General features: G+C 61.6%; 16 protein-coding genes. 11 read left to right on the forward strand and 5 right to left on the reverse strand.

The features are described from left to right. The first annotated feature begins 153 nt into the window (after positions 1-153). The gene (ypfJ, locus tag J2858_RS09125; protein WP_210104479.1) at positions 154-1062 is read left to right on the forward strand and encodes a KPN_02809 family neutral zinc metallopeptidase; all 909 of its coding nucleotides are present in this window, start codon (positions 154-156) and stop codon (positions 1060-1062) included. 288 nt (positions 1063-1350) lie between these two features. Beyond that, complete coding sequence (locus tag J2858_RS09130) at positions 1351-2022, forward strand: glutathione S-transferase family protein (RefSeq protein WP_210104480.1); 672 nt, start codon at positions 1351-1353, stop codon at positions 2020-2022. A 40-nt stretch (positions 2023-2062) separates the two neighbouring features. On the opposite strand, the gene J2858_RS09135 is transcribed toward J2858_RS09130, so the two are convergent. Then, a complete protein-coding gene (locus tag J2858_RS09135) occupies positions 2063-3058 on the reverse strand; it encodes an aldo/keto reductase (protein WP_210104481.1) in 996 nt (331 codons plus the stop codon). Between the two features lie 111 nt (positions 3059-3169). Between J2858_RS09135 and J2858_RS09140 the strand changes: the two genes are divergently transcribed. Next, positions 3170-4075: a LysR family transcriptional regulator gene (locus J2858_RS09140; protein WP_210104482.1), complete on the forward strand. Its 906-nt coding sequence runs from the start codon at positions 3170-3172 to the stop codon at positions 4073-4075. A 174-nt stretch (positions 4076-4249) separates the two neighbouring features. Then, a complete protein-coding gene (locus J2858_RS09145; protein WP_210104483.1) occupies positions 4250-5638 on the forward strand; it encodes an MATE family efflux transporter in 1389 nt (462 codons plus the stop codon). Positions 5639-5703: 65 nt separating this feature from the next. On the opposite strand, the gene carA is transcribed toward J2858_RS09145, so the two are convergent. Continuing rightward, a complete protein-coding gene (carA, locus tag J2858_RS09150) occupies positions 5704-6909 on the reverse strand; it encodes a glutamine-hydrolyzing carbamoyl-phosphate synthase small subunit (RefSeq protein ID WP_210104484.1) in 1206 nt (401 codons plus the stop codon). Between the two features lie 327 nt (positions 6910-7236). Here carA and J2858_RS09155 point away from each other — a divergent pair, with 327 nt between their 5' ends. Further along, positions 7237-7686 (forward strand): GatB/YqeY domain-containing protein, encoded by a 450-nt coding sequence (locus tag J2858_RS09155; protein WP_210104714.1) that lies wholly within the window; start codon positions 7237-7239, stop codon positions 7684-7686. A 50-nt stretch (positions 7687-7736) separates the two neighbouring features. Here J2858_RS09155 and J2858_RS09160 read toward each other — a convergent pair whose 3' ends face one another. Both J2858_RS09160 and J2858_RS09165 read right to left on the reverse strand, forming a co-directional pair. Next, positions 7737-8069, reverse strand: a complete 333-nt coding sequence (locus J2858_RS09160) for a BrnA antitoxin family protein (protein WP_210104485.1) — start codon at positions 8067-8069, stop codon at positions 7737-7739. Then, positions 8023-8322, reverse strand: a complete 300-nt coding sequence (locus tag J2858_RS09165; RefSeq protein ID WP_210104486.1) for a BrnT family toxin — start codon at positions 8320-8322, stop codon at positions 8023-8025. The genes J2858_RS09160 and J2858_RS09165 overlap by 47 nt, the downstream gene beginning before the upstream one ends. Positions 8323-8912: 590 nt before the next feature. Here J2858_RS09165 and dnaG point away from each other — a divergent pair. From dnaG to J2858_RS09185, 4 genes are all read left to right on the forward strand, one after another. Beyond that, on the forward strand, positions 8913-10943 hold the full coding sequence (gene dnaG, locus J2858_RS09170) for a DNA primase (RefSeq protein WP_210104487.1): 2031 nt from the start codon (positions 8913-8915) through the stop codon (positions 10941-10943). A 420-nt stretch (positions 10944-11363) separates the two neighbouring features. Continuing rightward, positions 11364-13412, forward strand: coding sequence for an RNA polymerase sigma factor RpoD (gene rpoD / locus J2858_RS09175; protein WP_210104488.1), 2049 nt, complete (start codon positions 11364-11366; stop codon positions 13410-13412). A gap of 262 nt (positions 13413-13674) precedes the next feature. Then, the gene (locus tag J2858_RS09180) at positions 13675-14016 is read left to right on the forward strand and encodes an AbrB/MazE/SpoVT family DNA-binding domain-containing protein (protein ID WP_245365689.1); all 342 of its coding nucleotides are present in this window, start codon (positions 13675-13677) and stop codon (positions 14014-14016) included. Beyond that, positions 14013-14411: a type II toxin-antitoxin system VapC family toxin gene (locus J2858_RS09185; protein ID WP_210104489.1), complete on the forward strand. Its 399-nt coding sequence runs from the start codon at positions 14013-14015 to the stop codon at positions 14409-14411. The genes J2858_RS09180 and J2858_RS09185 overlap by 4 nt, the downstream gene beginning before the upstream one ends. A gap of 47 nt (positions 14412-14458) precedes the next feature. Here the strand turns inward: J2858_RS09185 and J2858_RS09190 are convergent, their stop codons facing one another. Then, complete coding sequence (locus J2858_RS09190; RefSeq protein ID WP_348635465.1) at positions 14459-15403, reverse strand: lysylphosphatidylglycerol synthase transmembrane domain-containing protein; 945 nt, start codon at positions 15401-15403, stop codon at positions 14459-14461. A 378-nt stretch (positions 15404-15781) separates the two neighbouring features. Between J2858_RS09190 and J2858_RS09195 the strand changes: the two genes are divergently transcribed. Both J2858_RS09195 and J2858_RS09200 read left to right on the forward strand, forming a co-directional pair. Further along, the gene (locus J2858_RS09195; RefSeq protein ID WP_210104490.1) at positions 15782-16861 is read left to right on the forward strand and encodes a DUF930 domain-containing protein; all 1080 of its coding nucleotides are present in this window, start codon (positions 15782-15784) and stop codon (positions 16859-16861) included. 27 nt (positions 16862-16888) lie between these two features. Continuing rightward, positions 16889-17311 carry a secondary thiamine-phosphate synthase enzyme YjbQ gene (locus tag J2858_RS09200; protein WP_210104491.1) on the forward strand — a complete coding sequence of 141 codons (423 nt, stop codon included), beginning with the start codon at positions 16889-16891 and terminating at the stop codon, positions 17309-17311. Positions 17312-17351 lie beyond the last annotated feature (40 nt).

Genomic DNA, 17351 nt, shown 5'->3' on the forward strand with positions numbered 1-17351 from the left:
CTCTATAATTCGTCCGTCTGACATTGGAGGCGGGCCCGCGCGGTGCGGTTGTGCGGAATATCCGAGGCCCGCTCGGTTGCGTGTGCACAGCAAAGGAACCTGCGTCCCTGCAATTGCGTTCTGGCGGCAGAGACACAGGCAGGGGACAAAGCCATGCAATGGCGGGGACGTCGTCAATCGGACAATATCGAGGATCAACGCGGCGCGGGCGGCAGTTCCCTGGGCGGGAGGGGGATTCGAATTCCCATCGGCGGCGGGCGCGGCGGCGGCATCGGGATCGGTGGTCTCATCTTCATCGTCATCGTCTGCTTCATGCTCGGCATCAATCCGCTGACCTTGCTGTCCGGCGGGGATATCGGCATGGACGGCGGATCCTCGGGGACCCGGCAGCAGACTGAGCCCCGGTCCGCGCAAAATGATGAAATGACGGCTTTCGTGCGCACGGTTCTGGCCGAGACGGAAGACACATGGAACGGGATCTTCCAGAGAGCCGGGCAGACCTATGAGGAACCGACCATGGTGCTGTTTTCCGGCGGCGTCCGCTCCGCCTGCGGGTCGGCGTCCTCGGCGACGGGACCCTTCTACTGCCCGAACGATCGCAAGGTCTATCTCGATACGGGCTTTTTCCGACAGCTGTCCGGTCAGTACGGTGCGTCCGGCGATTTCGCCGAAGCCTATGTCATCGCCCATGAGGTCGGTCATCACGTGCAGAACCTGACCGGCGTGCTGCCGAAGTTCAACCAGATGCGCGGTTCGATGAGCGAGGTCGATGCCAACCGGATGTCGGTGCGGGTGGAGCTTCAGGCAGACTGCTTTGCCGGCGTCTGGGGAAAATCAACACAGCAGCGTGGCATTCTGGAAGCGGGCGATCTGGAGGAGGCGTTGAATGCCGCACAACAGATCGGCGACGATACGTTGCAGAAGCGCTCCCAGGGTTATGTCGTGCCCGATGCCTTCAATCACGGCACTTCCGCCCAGCGTGTGACCTGGTTCCGCAAAGGCTTTGTCAGCGGCGACATAAAGGCGTGCGATACGTTCGCACCACGCTACGATCAGTTGTAACGGCGGTTTGCTGCGCGCGGTCTAAATGGGCAAGGGCGGAGGTTGTTCTGCCCTGCCTTGTGCGGTCTCAAATCAGTTGCTCGGCAAGCGTTGCGCTTGCAGTACGTCGCATATCGATCTCCTCGGCCTGCCGTGCGACATCCTCACTCCGGTACTGCTCGCTTCCCATCACCGCACCATCAGGCGGACGGTCCTTCCGCTGTCGCGGCTGCTTTTTCCTTTCCGGGCGGGATGCGCTAGGTTCGCGGCCGTGCTGACAACGCAGCAGTCCTGATTCCGAGGTTCACGATGATCATCCTGCACTATCTCGACAATTCCCGTGCCCATCGCATTCTCTGGCTGCTGGAGGAGCTTGGGCTCGACTACACCGTCAAGACCTATCACCGCGCAGCCGACATGCGGGCGCCGGAAAGCCTGAAGGCGGTGCATCCGCTCGGCAAGTCGCCGGTGATTGAGGATAGTGGCCGCGTGGTGGCCGAAAGCGGCGCGATCATCGAGTATCTCGTCGAAACCTATGGGGCGGGCAAACAGCTCAAACCGCTGGCCGGTACCGACGAGGCGCTTCGCTATACCTACTGGCTGCATTACGCGGAGGGCTCTGCCATGCCGCTTCTGCTTTTGAAGCTGATCTTCCTGCGGCTGCCGGGTCAGTTGCCGCTTTTCCTGCGCCCGGTTGCTTCGCTCATTGCCAAGGGTGTGCAGAAGAAACTGGTCGATCCGCAGTTGGCCGATCATCTGGCCTTCTGGAACCGCGAGCTATTGCGTGGCGGCTGGTTTGCCGGCGCTGAATTTTCTGCCGCCGATATTGCCATGAGCTTTCCCGTTGAAGCGGGCATGACGCGCATGGACGCCCATGGCGATGTGTCTGGCGTGCGCCGCTACATGGAGGCCATCCGCGCCCGTCCCGCCTACCAGCGGGCGCTGATGAAGGGCGGCCAGTATGATTATGCCCGCAGCTGACGGTTGAGGCCGCGCAGAGCGCGGCCTCAAGGCCAAAAGCTCAATGCTCGCTGTCGAGATGCGCCATCTGCGCCTCGGCATAGCGCGAACCGGCGGCGGCATCCTTGGGCACCGCCTGTTCGATGGCGGCGAGATCCTCCCCGGTAAGTACCAGATCAAGCGCGCCGAGCGATTCGCTCAACCGGTCGCGGCGGCGAGCGCCGACGAGCGGCACGATGTCATCGCCTTGCTGCGCCACCCAGGCGATGGCGATCTGTGCCACCGAAACGCCGCGTGCCTCGGCAATGGCGCGCAGCGCGTCGACCAGCGCCAGGTTCTGCTCAAGATTGCCCTTCTGGAAGCGCGGGCTCATGGCGCGGAAATCACGGCCCTGGGTATCCCGTGTCTTTTGCCAGTGGCCGCTGATCAGGCCCCGCGACAGGACCCCGTAGGCGGTGATGCCGATGCCCAGTTCCCGCGTCACCGGCAGGATCTTGTCTTCGAGGCTGCGGGAAATCAGCGAATATTCGATCTGCAGGTCAACGATCGGATGGACGGCGGCGGCGCGTCTGATCGTCTCTGCTCCCATCTCCGACAGGCCGATATGTCGTACATAGCCCGCCGTCACCATGTCGCCGATGGCGCCGATCGTGTCTTCGATCGGCACGTTCGGGTCGAGGCGGGAGGGGCGATAGATATCGATATAATCGACGCCGAGTCGCTTCAGCGTATAGGCGAGGGCGGTCTTCACCGCGGACGGGCGGGCATCATAGCCGAGCCAGCCGCCATCCGGCCCGCGCTGCGCGCCGAACTTGACGCTGAGCTGAACCTTGTCGCGCAGGCCGCCCGAAAGCGCCTCGCCGATCAGCATCTCGTTATGGCCCATGCCGTAGAAATCACCGGTGTCGAGAAGCGTGACGCCGGCATCGAGGGCGGCATGAATGGTGGCGATGCTTTCGCTGCGGTCGCTCGGACCATACATGTCGGACATGCCCATGCAGCCAAGGCCAAGGGTGGATACCTGCGGACCGGTTTTTCCAAGCTGTCGTGTTTTCATCTCGCATTCCTTTTCTCAGTACCGTGAATGATCGGCTGGTTGTCTTTTACTCGAAGAGAGGCTGTGCGATAATCCGGTGCAACGCGCACGACCTGTTCGGAAAGATGGACAATGGCTGATCTCCCCCTTGCCGAACTCGATGCCTTTGCAGCGGTTGCGCAGAGCCAGAGTTTTCGCGCCGCCGCCAAGCTGCGCGGCGTGTCTGCCTCATCGCTGTCGGATGCGCTCCGGCGGCTGGAGGCGCGGCTCGGCGTACGCCTGCTCAACCGCACCACCCGCAGCGTCAGCCTGACGGAAGCGGGCGAGCGGTTGCTGCAACGGCTGAAACCCGGGCTCCTGGAAATCGAGGCGGCGCTCGATGCGATCAACAGCGTGCGCGACACGCCGGTCGGGCGATTGAGGCTCAACGTGCCGGGCATCGTGGCCCATGCGATCCTGCCGGATATCGCCGCACGGTTTCTGGCGCTTTACCCCGGCATCACGCTGGAGGTTGCCACCAATGACGCGCTCATCGACATCAACGGCGAAGGCTTCGATGCCGGCGTGCGCTATGAGGAGGCCTTGCAGGCGGACATGATCGCCGTGCCGATCGGCCCGCGCGTACAGCGCTATGTCGGCGCGGCAGCGCCTGCCTATCTTGCCGAACACGGGGCGCCGAAGCATCCGCGGGATCTGCTGGCGCATCACTGTATCCTGCACCGGTTTGCGAGCGGGCGCGTGCTGTCCTGGAGTTTCGAGGAGGAGGGACGTGAATTCACCATCCTGCCGCCGGCCCGGGTGGTTGCCGAAACCACGGCCCTGGAAGTGGCGCTCGCAATCCGTGGCCTCGGCGTCATCTTCACCTTCGAGGAGTTTCTGGCGCCGGGCCTTGCTTCCGGTGCGCTGGTTCCGGTGATGGAGGACTGGACGCAGAGCTTTTCCGGGCCATTTCTCTATTATAACAGCCGCCGCCATATGCCGCAGCCGCTCAAGACCTTCGTGGAGTTCCTGAAGGCCGAGCACCGCCGCGGCCCCTGAGGCGGACACTGGGCGGGACACGCGGCGATCCATCACGGTCTCTGATGGGATGCCACAATTGTTCTGCTGCGTGGTGTATTCGCCTTGCCTCAAGGACGGGCAGTGGCTAGATCGTTTTGATGCCGTCTGCCCGAAAATGGGGCAGCGGCTTTTTTCGTTATGGAGTTTGGTGACATGGTGACCCTTTCAGCCGCGCCCGAAGCGCAGGCCTCGGACAATTCCTGGTCCGGCCATGTGCGGGCGACCGTGGCCCTTGGGCTTCCCTTCGTGGGCGCGCAACTGGCGCAAATGGCGATCAACACCACCGATGTGGTGATGGTCGGCTGGCTTGGCACGACCGAGCTTGCGGCCGTGGTGCTGTCCAGCCAGGTGTTCTTCATCGTGTTCATTTTCGGCAGCGGCTTTGCCAGTGCCGTCGTGCCGCTGGTGGCCCAGGCGATCGGGCGCGGCGATGCCGTCAGGGCGCGTCGATCGGTGCGCATGGGCATGTGGGTGGTAATCGCCTATGGTGCGCTGACGGCGCCGATCCTGTGGTTTTCCGAACCGATCCTGCTGCGGCTTGGACAGGAGCCGGATATTGCGGCGCTGGCACAGAGCTATCTGCGCATCCTGCAATGGGGCATGTTTCCGGCGCTGCTGCTCATGGTCATGCGCTCCTTCGTCGGCGCGCTGGAGCGGGGAAGCGTGCTGCTTTACGTGACGCTTGGCATGTTCTTCCTCAACATGTTTCTCGATTACGGCCTGATCTTTGGACATTTCAGCCTGCCGACGCTCGGCTTGCATGGGGCGGCCATCGCATCGGTCACCGCCAATCTCGCCGGTTTCGGGCTGATGGTCGCCTATGTCCAGAGCCGTCCCCAGACGCAGGCCTACGAGATCTTCGTACGCTTCTGGCGTCCGGACTGGGCGGCCTTCCGGGAAATTCTGGGACTTGGCCTGCCGATCAGCTTTACCATCCTGGCCGAGGCCGGGCTGTTCACGGCTGCCTCCCTGCTGATGGGGCTGCTTGGCAAGGCAGAGCTTGCCGCCCACGGCATTGCGCTGCAACTGGCTTCCATCGCCTTCATGATCCCGCTCGGGCTTGCCCAGGTGGCAACGGTGCGTGTCGGCGTCGCCTACGGGCGCGGCGATCAGCTTGGCGTGCGCCGGGCAGCGCTGTCCGTGCTTCTGATCGGTCTTGCGATTTCCGCCATGGGAGGCCTGCTGTTTGCTGTTGCGCCTGCCGCGTTGGGTGGGCTGTTTCTCGATACGACCCAGCCGGATGCGCGCGAGGTGCTGATGCTGGCGGTGCCGCTGATCGTGGCGGCCGGCGCCTTCCAGATGTTCGACGGCTTGCAGGCGGTGGCGGCCGGCCTGTTGCGCAGCCACAAGGATACGACCATTCCGATGATTCTGGCGCTGATCGCCTACTGGCCGATCGGCTTCTTCTGCGCCTGGCTGTTCGGCTTCGTCTTCGAATGGCGGGGCATCGGCATCTGGATGGGCTTCGTGCTCGGTCTTGCGGCAGCCGCCATCATGCTCTGCGTACGGTTCTGGTTTCTGGTGCGCCGCCACCAGCATTGACAGAAAAAAGACGGCCCGCGGGTGAGGCGGGCCGTCTTCCTAACTTGTGATCCAACTCTAGCGGATCAGCGTTCGGCAAGCGCCGGCTCGCCCTTCTTATCGCGCACCATGTTGAGGAAACGGCGGAAGAGATAGTGGCTGTCCTGCGGGCCAGGCGAGGCTTCCGGGTGATGCTGCACGGAAAACACCGGCTTGTCGGTGAGCCGCAGGCCGCAATTGCTGCCGTCAAACAGCGAGACATGGGTTTCCTCGACGCCCGCCGGCAGCGAGTTCGACGAAACGGCAAAGCCGTGGTTCATCGAGACGATTTCCACCTTGCCGGTCGTGTGGTCCTTCACCGGATGGTTGCCGCCGTGATGGCCCTGGTGCATCTTTTCGGTCGTCGCACCGAGCGCCAGGCCCAGCATCTGGTGGCCGAGGCAGATGCCGAAGGTCGGTGTGTCGGTCTTGATGATCTCGCGGATGACCGGCACGGCATATTCGCCCGTGGCTGCCGGGTCGCCGGGACCGTTCGACAGGAAGACGCCATCCGGATTGAGCGCCATGATGTCTTCGGCCGACGTTGCAGCCGGAACCACCGTCACCTTGCAGTCGAGACCGGCAAACAGGCGCAGGATGTTGCGCTTCACGCCATAATCGACGCAGACGATGTGGTACTTGGCATCGTCCGGCGAGGTCTCGCCATAGCCTTCGTTCCACACCCAGGGCGTCTCGGTCCACTGCGAGGACTGGCCGGAGGTTGCTTCCTTGGCAAGGTCAAGTCCGACAAGACCGCTCCAAGCGCGGGCTTCCGCCTTCAGCGCCTCGATGTCGAAGACACCGTTCGGATCATGGGCGATGACCGCGTTCGGGGCACCGTTCTCGCGAATCCAGGCCGTCAGTGCGCGCGTATCGATGCCGGAGAGGCCGATGATGCCGCGCGAGGACAGCCAGTCGTTCAGATGGCGCGAGGCGCGGTAATTCGATGGCTCGGTAATGTCGGCCTTGAAGATGACGCCGACCGCACCGCGGCGGGCCGCCGGCGTCAGGTCCTCGATGTCTTCCTCATTGGTGCCGATATTGCCGATGTGCGGAAAGGTGAAGGTGACGATCTGGCCGAGATAGGAGGGGTCCGTCAGGATTTCCTCATAGCCGGTGAGCGCCGTGTTGAAGCAGACTTCTGCCGTTACCTTGCCCGTGGCGCCGACGCCATGCCCCTCGATCACCGTCCCGTCGGCGAGGACGAGGAGGGCCGTGGGCTTGCGGGAGGTCCAGGGTGCTGTCTCTGTCATGTCGGTTCGTCTCCGCCCGTTGCCCGGCCACTTGAAGCAGCTGGGCACTAGGGCCATCTATGGTCGCGGTAAAAGGGCGCGCGAAATGTTTTCGCGCTTGGGCTCTGGTTTTTAATCTCGTGCAGGTGCCGGAAAATAACGGAAGCGGTCGAGGTGGTCAATTGCGCGACCTTGCGTCAGGTGGATTTATCCCGTTCTGATGTCAAGGTTCAAAAGGCGCTGATTGATCCTCTTGCCCGTCTCGTCTATGACGGCGGCGCGAAAGACACGGAAAAGCGGCCGGTTTGAAAGTCAAACACAGCTTTTCCCAAGGAGAAGAACAAGATGATGCGCGACAAGCTTTCCAATGCAATGAAAGACGCGATGAAGGCGAAGGAAGCCCGCCGGCTGTCCACCGTCCGTCTGATCCAGACGGCGATCAAGGATCGCGACATTGCCAATCGCGGCCTCGGCAAGGATCCGGTGAGCGACGACGACATTCTGCAGATCCTGCAGAAGATGATCAAGCAGCGCGAGGAATCGGCCAAGATCTATTCCGAAGGCGGCCGCGAGGAACTGGCTGAGCAGGAGCGCGAGGAAATCGCCATCATCCGCAGCTTCATGCCCGAACAGATGTCCGATGACCAGGTTCTGGAAGCCTGCAAGGGCGTGATTGCCGAGATCGGTGCGCAAGGCCTGCGCGACATGGGCAAGTGCATCAGCGTTCTGAAGGAGCGCTATGCCGGCCAGATGGATTTCGCCAAGGCTTCCGCCATGGTGAAGGACCTGCTGAAATAGGCATTGCTTCAATCGCCGAGATGGACGGGCGGCTGCGGCAGATGATGTCGTCAGCCGCCTTTGCGTTTCTGCTCCGACACGAAATGGCGCAGCACCGCGTTGATCCGCGTCTGGTACCCGCTACCCGTCGCCTGGAAGAAATCGACGATATCGGCATCGAGCCGGATAGATATCGCCTTCTTCTTCTCCGGCACCACCCACTCAGCCTTCGACCAGTCGACATCGAGAAGATCCTGCCAGTCGGGATCGTCGCGCATGGCCGCCTCGATGTCTTCATCGGTGAGGGCATCGACGCGGGCCCAGTCGGTCTGGCTCTTTTCTCCACGGCGCCGCCGTTCACGAATCTCCTCGGCTGTGATGCGCGTGATACCGTCTTCGCTCATTTTGCCTCGCAATGCGCGCCGAAATAATCCGGCAGGCGCTTCCTCTCTTCGTAAACACCACGGCGATAAGCCTGCCGCTTTCCAGACAGATGGCAATCCATCGTTCTTCGCGGTCATAGGCGGAGCGGTAGATATAGGCTGCATCATCCATCGCCAGCACGACATCCTCGAAGTCGATCCCATGCTTGGCAATGTTCGCCTGCCGCTTTGCCTCGTCCCATTCGAAATTTTCAAACCCACGTTCAGCGTGCAAGCATATGCTCCGCTGTCAGTCTGGACGTGGGTGCCGGTAGCCGCCGCCGCAAGCAGTCATGGCGACTTCGCGCCCAAAAGCCCGCTGTATGTATCATTGTATATACACACCCCCTCGTCAATGCCGTCTGCGGCAAGGTTAGAGTGTCATGGATCAAGGGGCGTGAAACCGGGGAAATCGGCGGGTGTTTCTTCTTGCGGGAAAAAGAATTAATCCGGCAAGCGAGGCAGGACTGGGGAAGTCCTGCCTCTGACGCCTGGAATGCATCGCTTCCGGGGGAAGGATTGCGATGCCAAAGGTGTGCGTTATGGGGGAATACACACCCTTGTTGCGTGGCTCTTCCTGTTGAGAGAGTGGGACGTCAGGAAGTCACGGGGACACTAAGAGCCCCGGGAGGAGCAAATTCAAATTAAAAAAACGTAATTTTTGCAGCGCGGAAACTGCCTTAAAATTGACGCAACGGAACCTGCAATTGAGCGGTTTATTTATTGGTACCTGTAAGTACCCTGTGAATTGCGGGTGCAAGCGCAGCCAGCTGTGGCGCAGGGCCTGCGACATGCCTATATGAAGGCTGGTCCTTGAGGGTAGCGATGCGCTTTTCCAATACATTTCTCGACGAAATACGTGATCGCGTGCCGATTTCGGCCGTGATCGGCCGTCGGGTCACGTGGGATCGCAAGAAGACCAATGTGCCGCGCGGCGATTACTGGGCCTGCTGCCCCTTCCACGGCGAAAAGAGCCCGAGCTTCCATTGCGAGGATCGCAAGGGCCGCTACCATTGTTTCGGCTGCGGCGTCTCCGGCGACCATTTCCGCTTCATGCAGGAAATCGAGGGCTTGAGCTTTCCCGAAGCGGTGCAGCAACTGGCAGACATGGCAGGCGTTGCTATGCCGCAGCCGGACGTGCAGGCCGAACGACGCGAGAAGGAGCGCTCGACGCTTCTCGACGTGATGGAACTTGCAACGGTGTTCTTCCAGGACCAGTTGCAGACCGCCGGGGGCGCAAAGGCCCGCGCTTATCTGCGCGATCGTGGCCTGACCGGGCGCACCATCGAGACCTTTCGCCTTGGCTATGCACCGGAAAGCCGCAGCGCACTGAAAGAATATCTCGCGGGAAAGGGCATCCCGAAGGATCAGATCGAGGCCTGCGGCCTTGTGGTGCATGGTGAAGGCATCGCCGTGTCCTATGACCGCTTCCGCGACCGCATTATGTTTCCGATTCTGTCGTCGCGGGAAAAGGTGATTGCCTTTGGCGGGCGCGCCATGGCGCCGGATGCGCCGGCGAAATATCTGAATTCCAACGAGACGGAACTCTTTCACAAGGGCAACGTGCTCTACAATTTCACCCGTGCGCGAAAAGCCTCTCAGGCGCTCTCCAAGGGCCGCGACGACGAAAGCGCCACCATTATTGCCGTCGAAGGCTATATGGACGTCATCGCGCTGCATCAGGCAGGCGTGGAGAATGCCGTTGCACCGCTTGGCACGGCGCTCACCGAAAACCAGCTGGAACTGTTGTGGCGCATGACGCCGCAGCCGGTCCTCTGCTTCGATGGAGATGGTGCCGGCCTTCGCGCTGCAAGCCGCGCGGCAGACCTTGCGCTTCCGCACATCAAACCCGGCCGCACGGTGCGCTTTGCGCTTCTGCCCGATGGCAAGGATCCGGATGATCTGGTGCGCCATGAGGGGCGAGCGCCGTTCGACGCGGTCCTGCAGCAGGCCCGTCCGCTCGCCGAGATGATCTGGATGCGCGAAGCGGGCAATGGTCAGTTCGACACGCCCGAAAAGCGCGCCGAACTGGAGGCGCGGCTGAAGCAGATCGTTGCCGTCATTGCCGATGAAAACGTGCGCCGCCATTACCAGCAGGACATGCGCGACCGGCTGAACACGTTTTTTGCGCCGGTGAGAGCCGGACGCGATAATCGCCAGGGCGGCTTTTCCGGCCGCTCGAACCAGCAGGGACGCGGGCAGGGTGGTTCCGGCGGACGCGGCGGCCAGGGGCAGAACTTTGGCGGCGCCGGCCGCAGCCTCGGCGTGTCGGATCGGCTGGCGCGCTCGGGCCTCGTGCGCGGCTATCAGGATCTGCCGGCGCTGCGCGAAGTGGTGCTGGCGATTACCATCGTCAATCATCCGCAGCTTCTGCTCGACGAGTATGACGAGATCGCCGCCATCGATTTCGAAAACCGCGACCTGCAGCGCTTCTGGTCGGCCATGCTGCCAGCAGCGGCAACCGCTGGTGCGAACCTTTCGCGCGAATACCTGATGGAGCGGTTGGCGGCTCAAGGCTTCGAGCCGCTTGTCACCGCGCTTGATCTTCAGGTGCGCAATGCACGGCTCTGGATCGCCACCCAGCAGGCGGCCCCCGAGGATGCGCGCGAAGGCTACCGGCAGGCCCTGTCGCTCCACAAGCGCACCAAGGCGCTGCGTTTCCAGAAGATGGAACTGGAGCGGGAGATTTCGGCCGCCACCGAAGCCGGTGACGAGGACAATATCGAACCGCTGCTGCGCGCGCTTTCCGAGGTGCAACTGGAAATCGTGCGCATGGAAAACCAGGAGGCGATCATCGACGGCTTTGGGGTGATGTCGGGCCGCGTGAAGGGCGCTGCCGTCGGGCACGGCAATTGATCGCCGTCTGGTTGTGCTGTGTGATCGTTGCTGTTTTATTCGCCGGCCGGGGACTTGTCTTTGGTCGGCGCATCACTAGATATCTTGCGAACCAGTGACAACAGTGCGGGGAGCCCGCCACAATTCCGCTTTTTACACTTTTAACTGCGCTTTGCCTCTAAGAAGGCTTGACGGGACGTGAATTTGTGGGAATCACCGTTCCAGGCATAAAAGGGCGAACTGAGGCGTGCGGGCCGCAAATGCAGGGATCGTTGGCGTGAACGCAAAGCGATGCTTGAGGGGTCGGAACACGATCTCGGTTAAGCGGGAATTAAATGTCCACCCGGTACGTGATTGATTGCGATTCGCATCGCGGCATTTGCTGTGTTGCGAACGGCGATGTGTAAGCGCCGCGAATGACGTCCAAGGAAAGACGAATACATGGCAACAAAAGTCAAAGAAAACGAAGAAGCTGAAAACGAACGCGACGGCGCCACCGACGGTCCGCTTCTCGATCTTTCCGACGACGCGGTCAAAAAGATGATCAAGCTCGCCAAGAAGCGTGGCTATGTCACGATGGACGAGCTGAATGCCGTGCTGCCCTCCGAAGAGGTGACGTCCGAGCAGATCGAAGACACCATGGCGATGCTCTCCGACATGGGCATCAATGTCGTGGAAGACGAGGAAGCCGAAGAACCGGCGGCCAGTGACGACGACAGCAATGACGAAGAGGCCGAAAGCGAAGGCGGAGAGCTTGCTCCCACCGGCGGCACGGCCGTGGCCACGACGAAGAAGAAAGAGCCGACCGACCGCACCGACGACCCCGTGCGCATGTATCTGCGCGAAATGGGCTCCGTCGAGCTTCTGTCGCGCGAAGGCGAAATCGCCATCGCCAAGCGCATCGAGGCTGGCCGCGAGACGATGATCGCCGGTCTCTGCGAGAGCCCGCTCACCTTCCAGGCGCTGATCATCTGGCGCGACGAGTTGAACGAAGGCACGACGCTGCTGCGCGAGATCATCGATCTCGAAACGACCTATTCCGGTCCGGAAGCCAAGGCCGCGCCGCAGTTCCAGAGCCCGGAAAAGATCGAGGCTGACCGCAAGGCCGCCGAGGAAAAGGAAAAGACCCGCCGTCCGCGGTCCTCCGACGACGACATCACCAATGTCGGCGGCGACCTGCCGCCCATGGAAGAGGAAGAGGAGGACGACGACGAGTCGAGCCTGTCTCTCGCCGCCATGGAAGCGGAACTGCGCCCGCAGGTGATGGAAACCCTCGACACCATTGCCGATACCTACAAGAAGCTGCGCAAGCTTCAGGACCAGCAGGTCGAGGCACGCCTGTCGTGCACCGGCACGCTGTCCACCGGTCAGGAGCGCCGCTACAAGGAACTGAAGGATCAGTTGATCACGGCGGTGAAGTCGCTGTCGCTCAACCAGAACCGCATCGACAGCCTTGTCGAGCAGCTCTACGACATCAACAAGCGTCTCGTGCAGAACGAGGGCCGCCTGCTGCGTCTGGCCGAATCCTACGGCGTCAAGCGCGATTCGTTCCTTGAACAGTATCAGGGTGCCGAGCTTGATCCGCACTGGATGAAGTCGGTCTCCAACCTGTCCGCCCGCGGCTGGAAGGAATTCGCCCGCGCCGAGAACCAGACGATTCGCGATATCCGCCAGGAAATCCAGAATCTTGCGACGGAAACCGGGATCTCGGTCACCGAATTCCGCCGCATCGTGCACATGGTCCAGAAGGGCGAGCGCGAAGCGCGTATTGCCAAGAAGGAAATGGTCGAGGCCAACCTGCGTCTCGTCATCTCGATTGCCAAGAAGTACACGAACCGCGGCCTGCAGTTCCTCGACCTCATCCAGGAAGGCAATATCGGCCTGATGAAGGCGGTCGACAAGTTCGAGTATCGTCGCGGCTACAAGTTCTCGACCTATGCCACCTGGTGGATCCGGCAGGCGATCACCCGTTCGATCGCCGACCAGGCCCGCACGATCCGTATTCCGGTGCACATGATCGAGACGATCAACAAGATCGTTCGTACCTCGCGCCAGATGCTGCACGAAATCGGCCGCGAGCCGACGCCGGAAGAACTGGCCGAAAAGCTTGCCATGCCGCTCGAAAAGGTCCGCAAGGTCCTGAAGATCGCCAAGGAGCCGATCTCCCTCGAAACCCCCGTGGGTGACGAAGAAGACAGCCACCTCGGCGATTTCATCGAGGACAAGAACGCGCTGCTGCCGATCGACGCCGCCATCCAGGCGAACCTGCGCGAAACGACGACCCGCGTGCTTGCCTCGCTGACGCCGCGCGAAGAACGTGTTCTTCGCATGCGCTTCGGCATCGGCATGAACACCGACCATACGCTGGAAGAAGTCGGCCAACAGTTCTCGGTTACCCGCGAACGTATCCGTCAGATCGAGGCAAAGGCGCTGAGAAAGCTGAAGCACCCGAGCCGCAGCCGCAAGCTGCGTTCGTTCCTGGATAGCTGAGATGGCGCTGGTTCGTAGCTTCGAACAAAAGGAGATGTCGCGAAATTCTCTTCACAAAGAGATTTCCGCGACGTATTCGGTGTTTGGAGACGGCGATATAAAAGTCCTCCAGATTGACACCTATGGATCGGAGGATAGGCAGATACCTGGTAAGAAGAGCCAGACACTGCAGTTGGATAGGCAGGGCGCAGAGCGCTTGTATTCAATTTTAAAAAGAGAGTTTTCTCTTTAGCCTTTACAGGATGAGCCGGCTGGAGAGATCTTGCCGGCTTTTCATCTTGGGTGGCGTTTGAGTTTTTGCACACGCTGCCCGGTGTTCCATGGTCTTGAACTGAGTAAACCCATGATCCCGCTCATAGTGACACCCTTCGGACAATTGACCTTATTCAAGGAGGTCTTGCGGCATCTTGGCATTCAGCCGGGCGAGAAGATCGAAATCGACCTCCTTCCGGATGGGAGGGCACAGTTGAGGGCAGCCGTCGGCAAACGGACTTTTCGCGACCTCCACGGTCTTCTGAAGGATCAGACGAATGGCCGGGTTCTGACGCTTGAGGCGTTGAATGATGCAATTGCCGAGGCCGGTGCCGAGGCGGGCAGGGGATGAAGATCACCGCCGACACCAATCTTCTGGTCCGCATCGTGGTGGCGGATGATCCGGCGCAGGCGAAAGCCGCTGTCGAACTTCTGGCATCGGCTGAACTTGTGGCCATCACACTCCAGTCTTTCTGCGAACTGGCCTGGGTTTTATCGCGCGCCTACAATGTGCCGCGCCCCAGCATCGTGGCGGCCATTCGTGCTTTTCTGGAAACCGAAAATGTTATCGCCAACCTGCCTGCGGTGGAAGCTGGCTTGGCATTCCTCCAGACAGGGGGCGACTTCGCCGACGGTGTGATTGTCCATGAAGGGCGGTGGCTGGGTGGCGAGACCTTTGCGTCGTTCTACAGGGATGCGGTGAGCTTGTCGAAGGCACAAGGGCAGGACGCTATTCTGTTGTCCTGACAGGTCCCTTTATCCTGATAGAATCACATTCGCCCGCAGTCAAAAAACTAGGCCTCCCGCATCCGCCGCCGCTCGAACACCAGCACCACCGCAATCGACAGGGCAAGCGGAATGAGCAGGTAGAGCAGGCGGAACACCAGGAGGGCCGCCAGCACGTCGGCATCGCGCATTTCCGAAAGACCGTTGACGAAGAGCAGTTCCAGCACGCCGAGCCCGCCAGGCGCACTGGAGAGAAGTGCCGCGGAAAACGACAGGAGAAAAATGCCGAGCACGACGAAATAGCCGGGATTGCCTGCCTCCGGCAGCGCGAAATAGATGATGGCGGCCGCGCCCATAATTTCCAGCGGCCCGATGAGAAGCTGCAGGGCGACGGTTCTGAGCTGCGGGTAATAGATCTTGAGGGGACCGATGGTAAGCGGGCGGAACTGTTTCCAGCTGCCATAGACATAGGCCGCGATGCCCACCAGCAGCAGAATGCCGACCCAGCGCAGCGTATCCGTTGCCGGCAGGTTGATGAAGCGTTCTCCTACCGACGGCTCGAAGGTCAGCACAAGACCGGTCAGCAGGATCGTGCCGAGCGCAAAGGTGAACGAACAGAACGCAATCAGCTGGCCGATTTCAAGGCCCGACATGCCCTTTGACGAATAGGCCCGATAGCGGATGATCGACCCGGACAGAACCGATGCGCCGAGATTATGCGACAAGGCGTAGGTGGTGAACGAGGTGAGCGTGATGAAGAGGAAATTGACGCGATGCTTCAGATAGCTCAGCGCCAGTGCATCATATCCCGCAAGGGCCAGATAGGCGAGAACCGCGCTGGCGGCGCATAGAAGCCAATGGGTGTGCGAGATGGCAGCCAGGCTTTCACCCAGCTGATCGATCGACAGCCCGCGCAGTTCCTTGAACAGAAGCCAGATGGAAACGGCAACTGCGGCGATGCCGATGGCCGGCCATGCATATTTACCGATAATGGGCTCCCCCCTTCGAGACACTGTTTTCTTTACCCGCGCGGCCTTGTCTGTCGGCGGACCCGGTGTGCTTCGTTGTCGTGTAAACAGACGGCCTGCCGCAGTGGCGCGACGGTCGTCCGTGATGCGGCCGATATGAAACCGCGTCCTCCAACATGCATGACCCGCGCCCGCCTTCCAAGGTATTTTTCGGTTAAAATTGATGGGTTTTGACGTTCATTCTGCTTCAGCGGCGCCAGATGACCGTACATCGTGGGCTTGCGAGAGTGTTGGCAGAGGTGAGGGACGATCTGTGCGGCCTCTGCAATTATTTGTGACGCGCTGCAACTTATCCCCTCGATACTCCGGCCATTCCGGCTTACATGGCAGAAGATGCAGGATGTTTCGGATATAGGCTCGCCCATGGCGAAGCCCACGCGGCGGCTGCGCAGCGGCTGGGGTCTCGGCGCGACCTCCGCCCTGTTGCACCTGTTGGTCCTTGCCGTCTTTCTCATCCCGTTCCCGTCCGTTGTTCCGGATGTGGCGCAGGAAGAAGCCGTTTCGGTGGAAATCGTTCCGCCGGCCGAAGAACCGGACAGTGCAAAAGACGCCCCCCCGCCTGCCGCCCCGCAACCGCAAGAAAAGCCGCAGGAACAGGCGCCGCCACCGCCGCAGGCCACGATGATTGCGGCACCGCCTCCGCCGCCGTCCGACCAGCCGGAGCGCAATGATCAGTCGGGCCAGACGCAGGCCAAGGATGAGCCGGCGCCGGTGGAGGCGGCACCGCTTGCAAAGGATGACCCGGACAAGGCACCGCCTGCCGCGCCCGATCCGGCCGCGCAGCCCGGCACCTCGCCGGCATCACCGCCACAGGAGACGGCTAAACCGTCCGTTCCGCCGCCCGTCGAGACGCAAGCGGCCGCTGAGCCGCACCCGGAACAACAGCCGGCAGAGGCTGGCGCTCCGCTTCCCGACGATGTATCGCCGCCGCAGGCCGATTTTGCGCCGGGCCTTGCCGACGGCAAACCTTCCGTGCAACCGACCGATGCCGTTCAGGCCGTGCCCGTGCCGACGCCCCGCCTGCAGCCCGTGTCTCCCACCCCGGAGCCTCAGGCAAATCCGGGCGGCGCCATGACAAAGGCGGATACGCTTCTGTCTGACGCGCGCCTCCAAAACCCGGCCCTGAAAGCGGCGCTGGGGCAACTGCCTCCCAAGCGGCGCCTGACACAGATCTGCAGCTTCGAAGTGGCAGAGCAGGTGGCGCGTGCGCGCCCGGAAACGACGCCGGACTTCATCATGCCCTATGGCCCCTCCGGCGGGTTTATCCGCAACAGCACGCTGGATGCCGATGGCGGCGCCTTTCGCAGCGGCGGCCGCTGGTTCGATGTGAGCTTTCAGTGCACTGTCGATATGAAGACGATGAAGGTCACCTCGTTCAGCTATCGCCTGGGAGGCGAGGTGCCGCAAAAGGATTGGCAGCGCCGCCGCCTGCCGGGCGCCTGATGGCACCACAATCGTCAAGGAGAGACCATGCCGCAGACCATACTTCGCCTTGAAACCCGCGGGCAGGGGCTGACCGAATTTACCCGCGAGGCCGAGGCCTTCGTCCGCGGCGCCGGGCTTGATGAGGGGCTTCTGACGCTCTTCGTGCGCCACACCTCCTGTTCGCTGCTGGTGCAGGAAAATGCCGATCCGGATGTCCGCCGCGATCTGCTTGCGTTTTTCCAGCGCCTTGTGCCACCGAGCGACGACCCCTCCATGCGCTTTATGGTTCACACCACGGAAGGGCCCGACGACATGCCCGCGCATGTGAAATCGGCGCTCACCACGGTGTCGCTCGGCATCCCGGTTGTCGGCGGAAGACTGGCGCTCGGCACCTGGCAGGGGATCTATCTGTTTGAACATCGCGACCGGCCGCACCGTCGCGAGGTGGTGCTGCATCTGTCGCCTTGAGCGGTGATTATACTGAATGGTGAATGAACGAGCGGTTCGG

Origin of the sequence: Neorhizobium galegae, from assembly GCF_017877135.1 — a bacterium.
GTDB classification, from domain to species: Bacteria; Pseudomonadota; Alphaproteobacteria; order Rhizobiales; family Rhizobiaceae; genus Neorhizobium; species Neorhizobium galegae_A.

Excerpts from the sequence above, each read along its gene's own strand:
- dnaG (WP_210104487.1), top strand. The coding sequence starts at position 8,913 with ATGCGCTTTTCCAATACATTTCTCGACGAAATACGTGATCGCGTGCCG.
- J2858_RS09160 (WP_210104485.1), bottom strand. The coding sequence starts at position 8,069 with ATGAGCGAAGACGGTATCACGCGCATCACAGCCGAGGAGATTCGTGAA.
- J2858_RS09195 (WP_210104490.1), top strand. The coding sequence starts at position 15,782 with ATGGCGAAGCCCACGCGGCGGCTGCGCAGCGGCTGGGGTCTCGGCGCG.
- J2858_RS09200 (WP_210104491.1), top strand. The coding sequence starts at position 16,889 with ATGCCGCAGACCATACTTCGCCTTGAAACCCGCGGGCAGGGGCTGACC.
- J2858_RS09130 (WP_210104480.1), top strand. The coding sequence starts at position 1,351 with ATGATCATCCTGCACTATCTCGACAATTCCCGTGCCCATCGCATTCTC.
- J2858_RS09140 (WP_210104482.1), top strand. The coding sequence starts at position 3,170 with ATGGCTGATCTCCCCCTTGCCGAACTCGATGCCTTTGCAGCGGTTGCG.
- J2858_RS09145 (WP_210104483.1), top strand. The coding sequence starts at position 4,250 with ATGGTGACCCTTTCAGCCGCGCCCGAAGCGCAGGCCTCGGACAATTCC.
- J2858_RS09185 (WP_210104489.1), top strand. The coding sequence starts at position 14,013 with ATGAAGATCACCGCCGACACCAATCTTCTGGTCCGCATCGTGGTGGCG.
- ypfJ (WP_210104479.1), top strand. The coding sequence starts at position 154 with ATGCAATGGCGGGGACGTCGTCAATCGGACAATATCGAGGATCAACGC.
- J2858_RS09155 (WP_210104714.1), top strand. The coding sequence starts at position 7,237 with ATGCGCGACAAGCTTTCCAATGCAATGAAAGACGCGATGAAGGCGAAG.
- rpoD (WP_210104488.1), top strand. The coding sequence starts at position 11,364 with ATGGCAACAAAAGTCAAAGAAAACGAAGAAGCTGAAAACGAACGCGAC.
- carA (WP_210104484.1), bottom strand. The coding sequence starts at position 6,909 with ATGACAGAGACAGCACCCTGGACCTCCCGCAAGCCCACGGCCCTCCTC.
- J2858_RS09135 (WP_210104481.1), bottom strand. The coding sequence starts at position 3,058 with ATGAAAACACGACAGCTTGGAAAAACCGGTCCGCAGGTATCCACCCTT.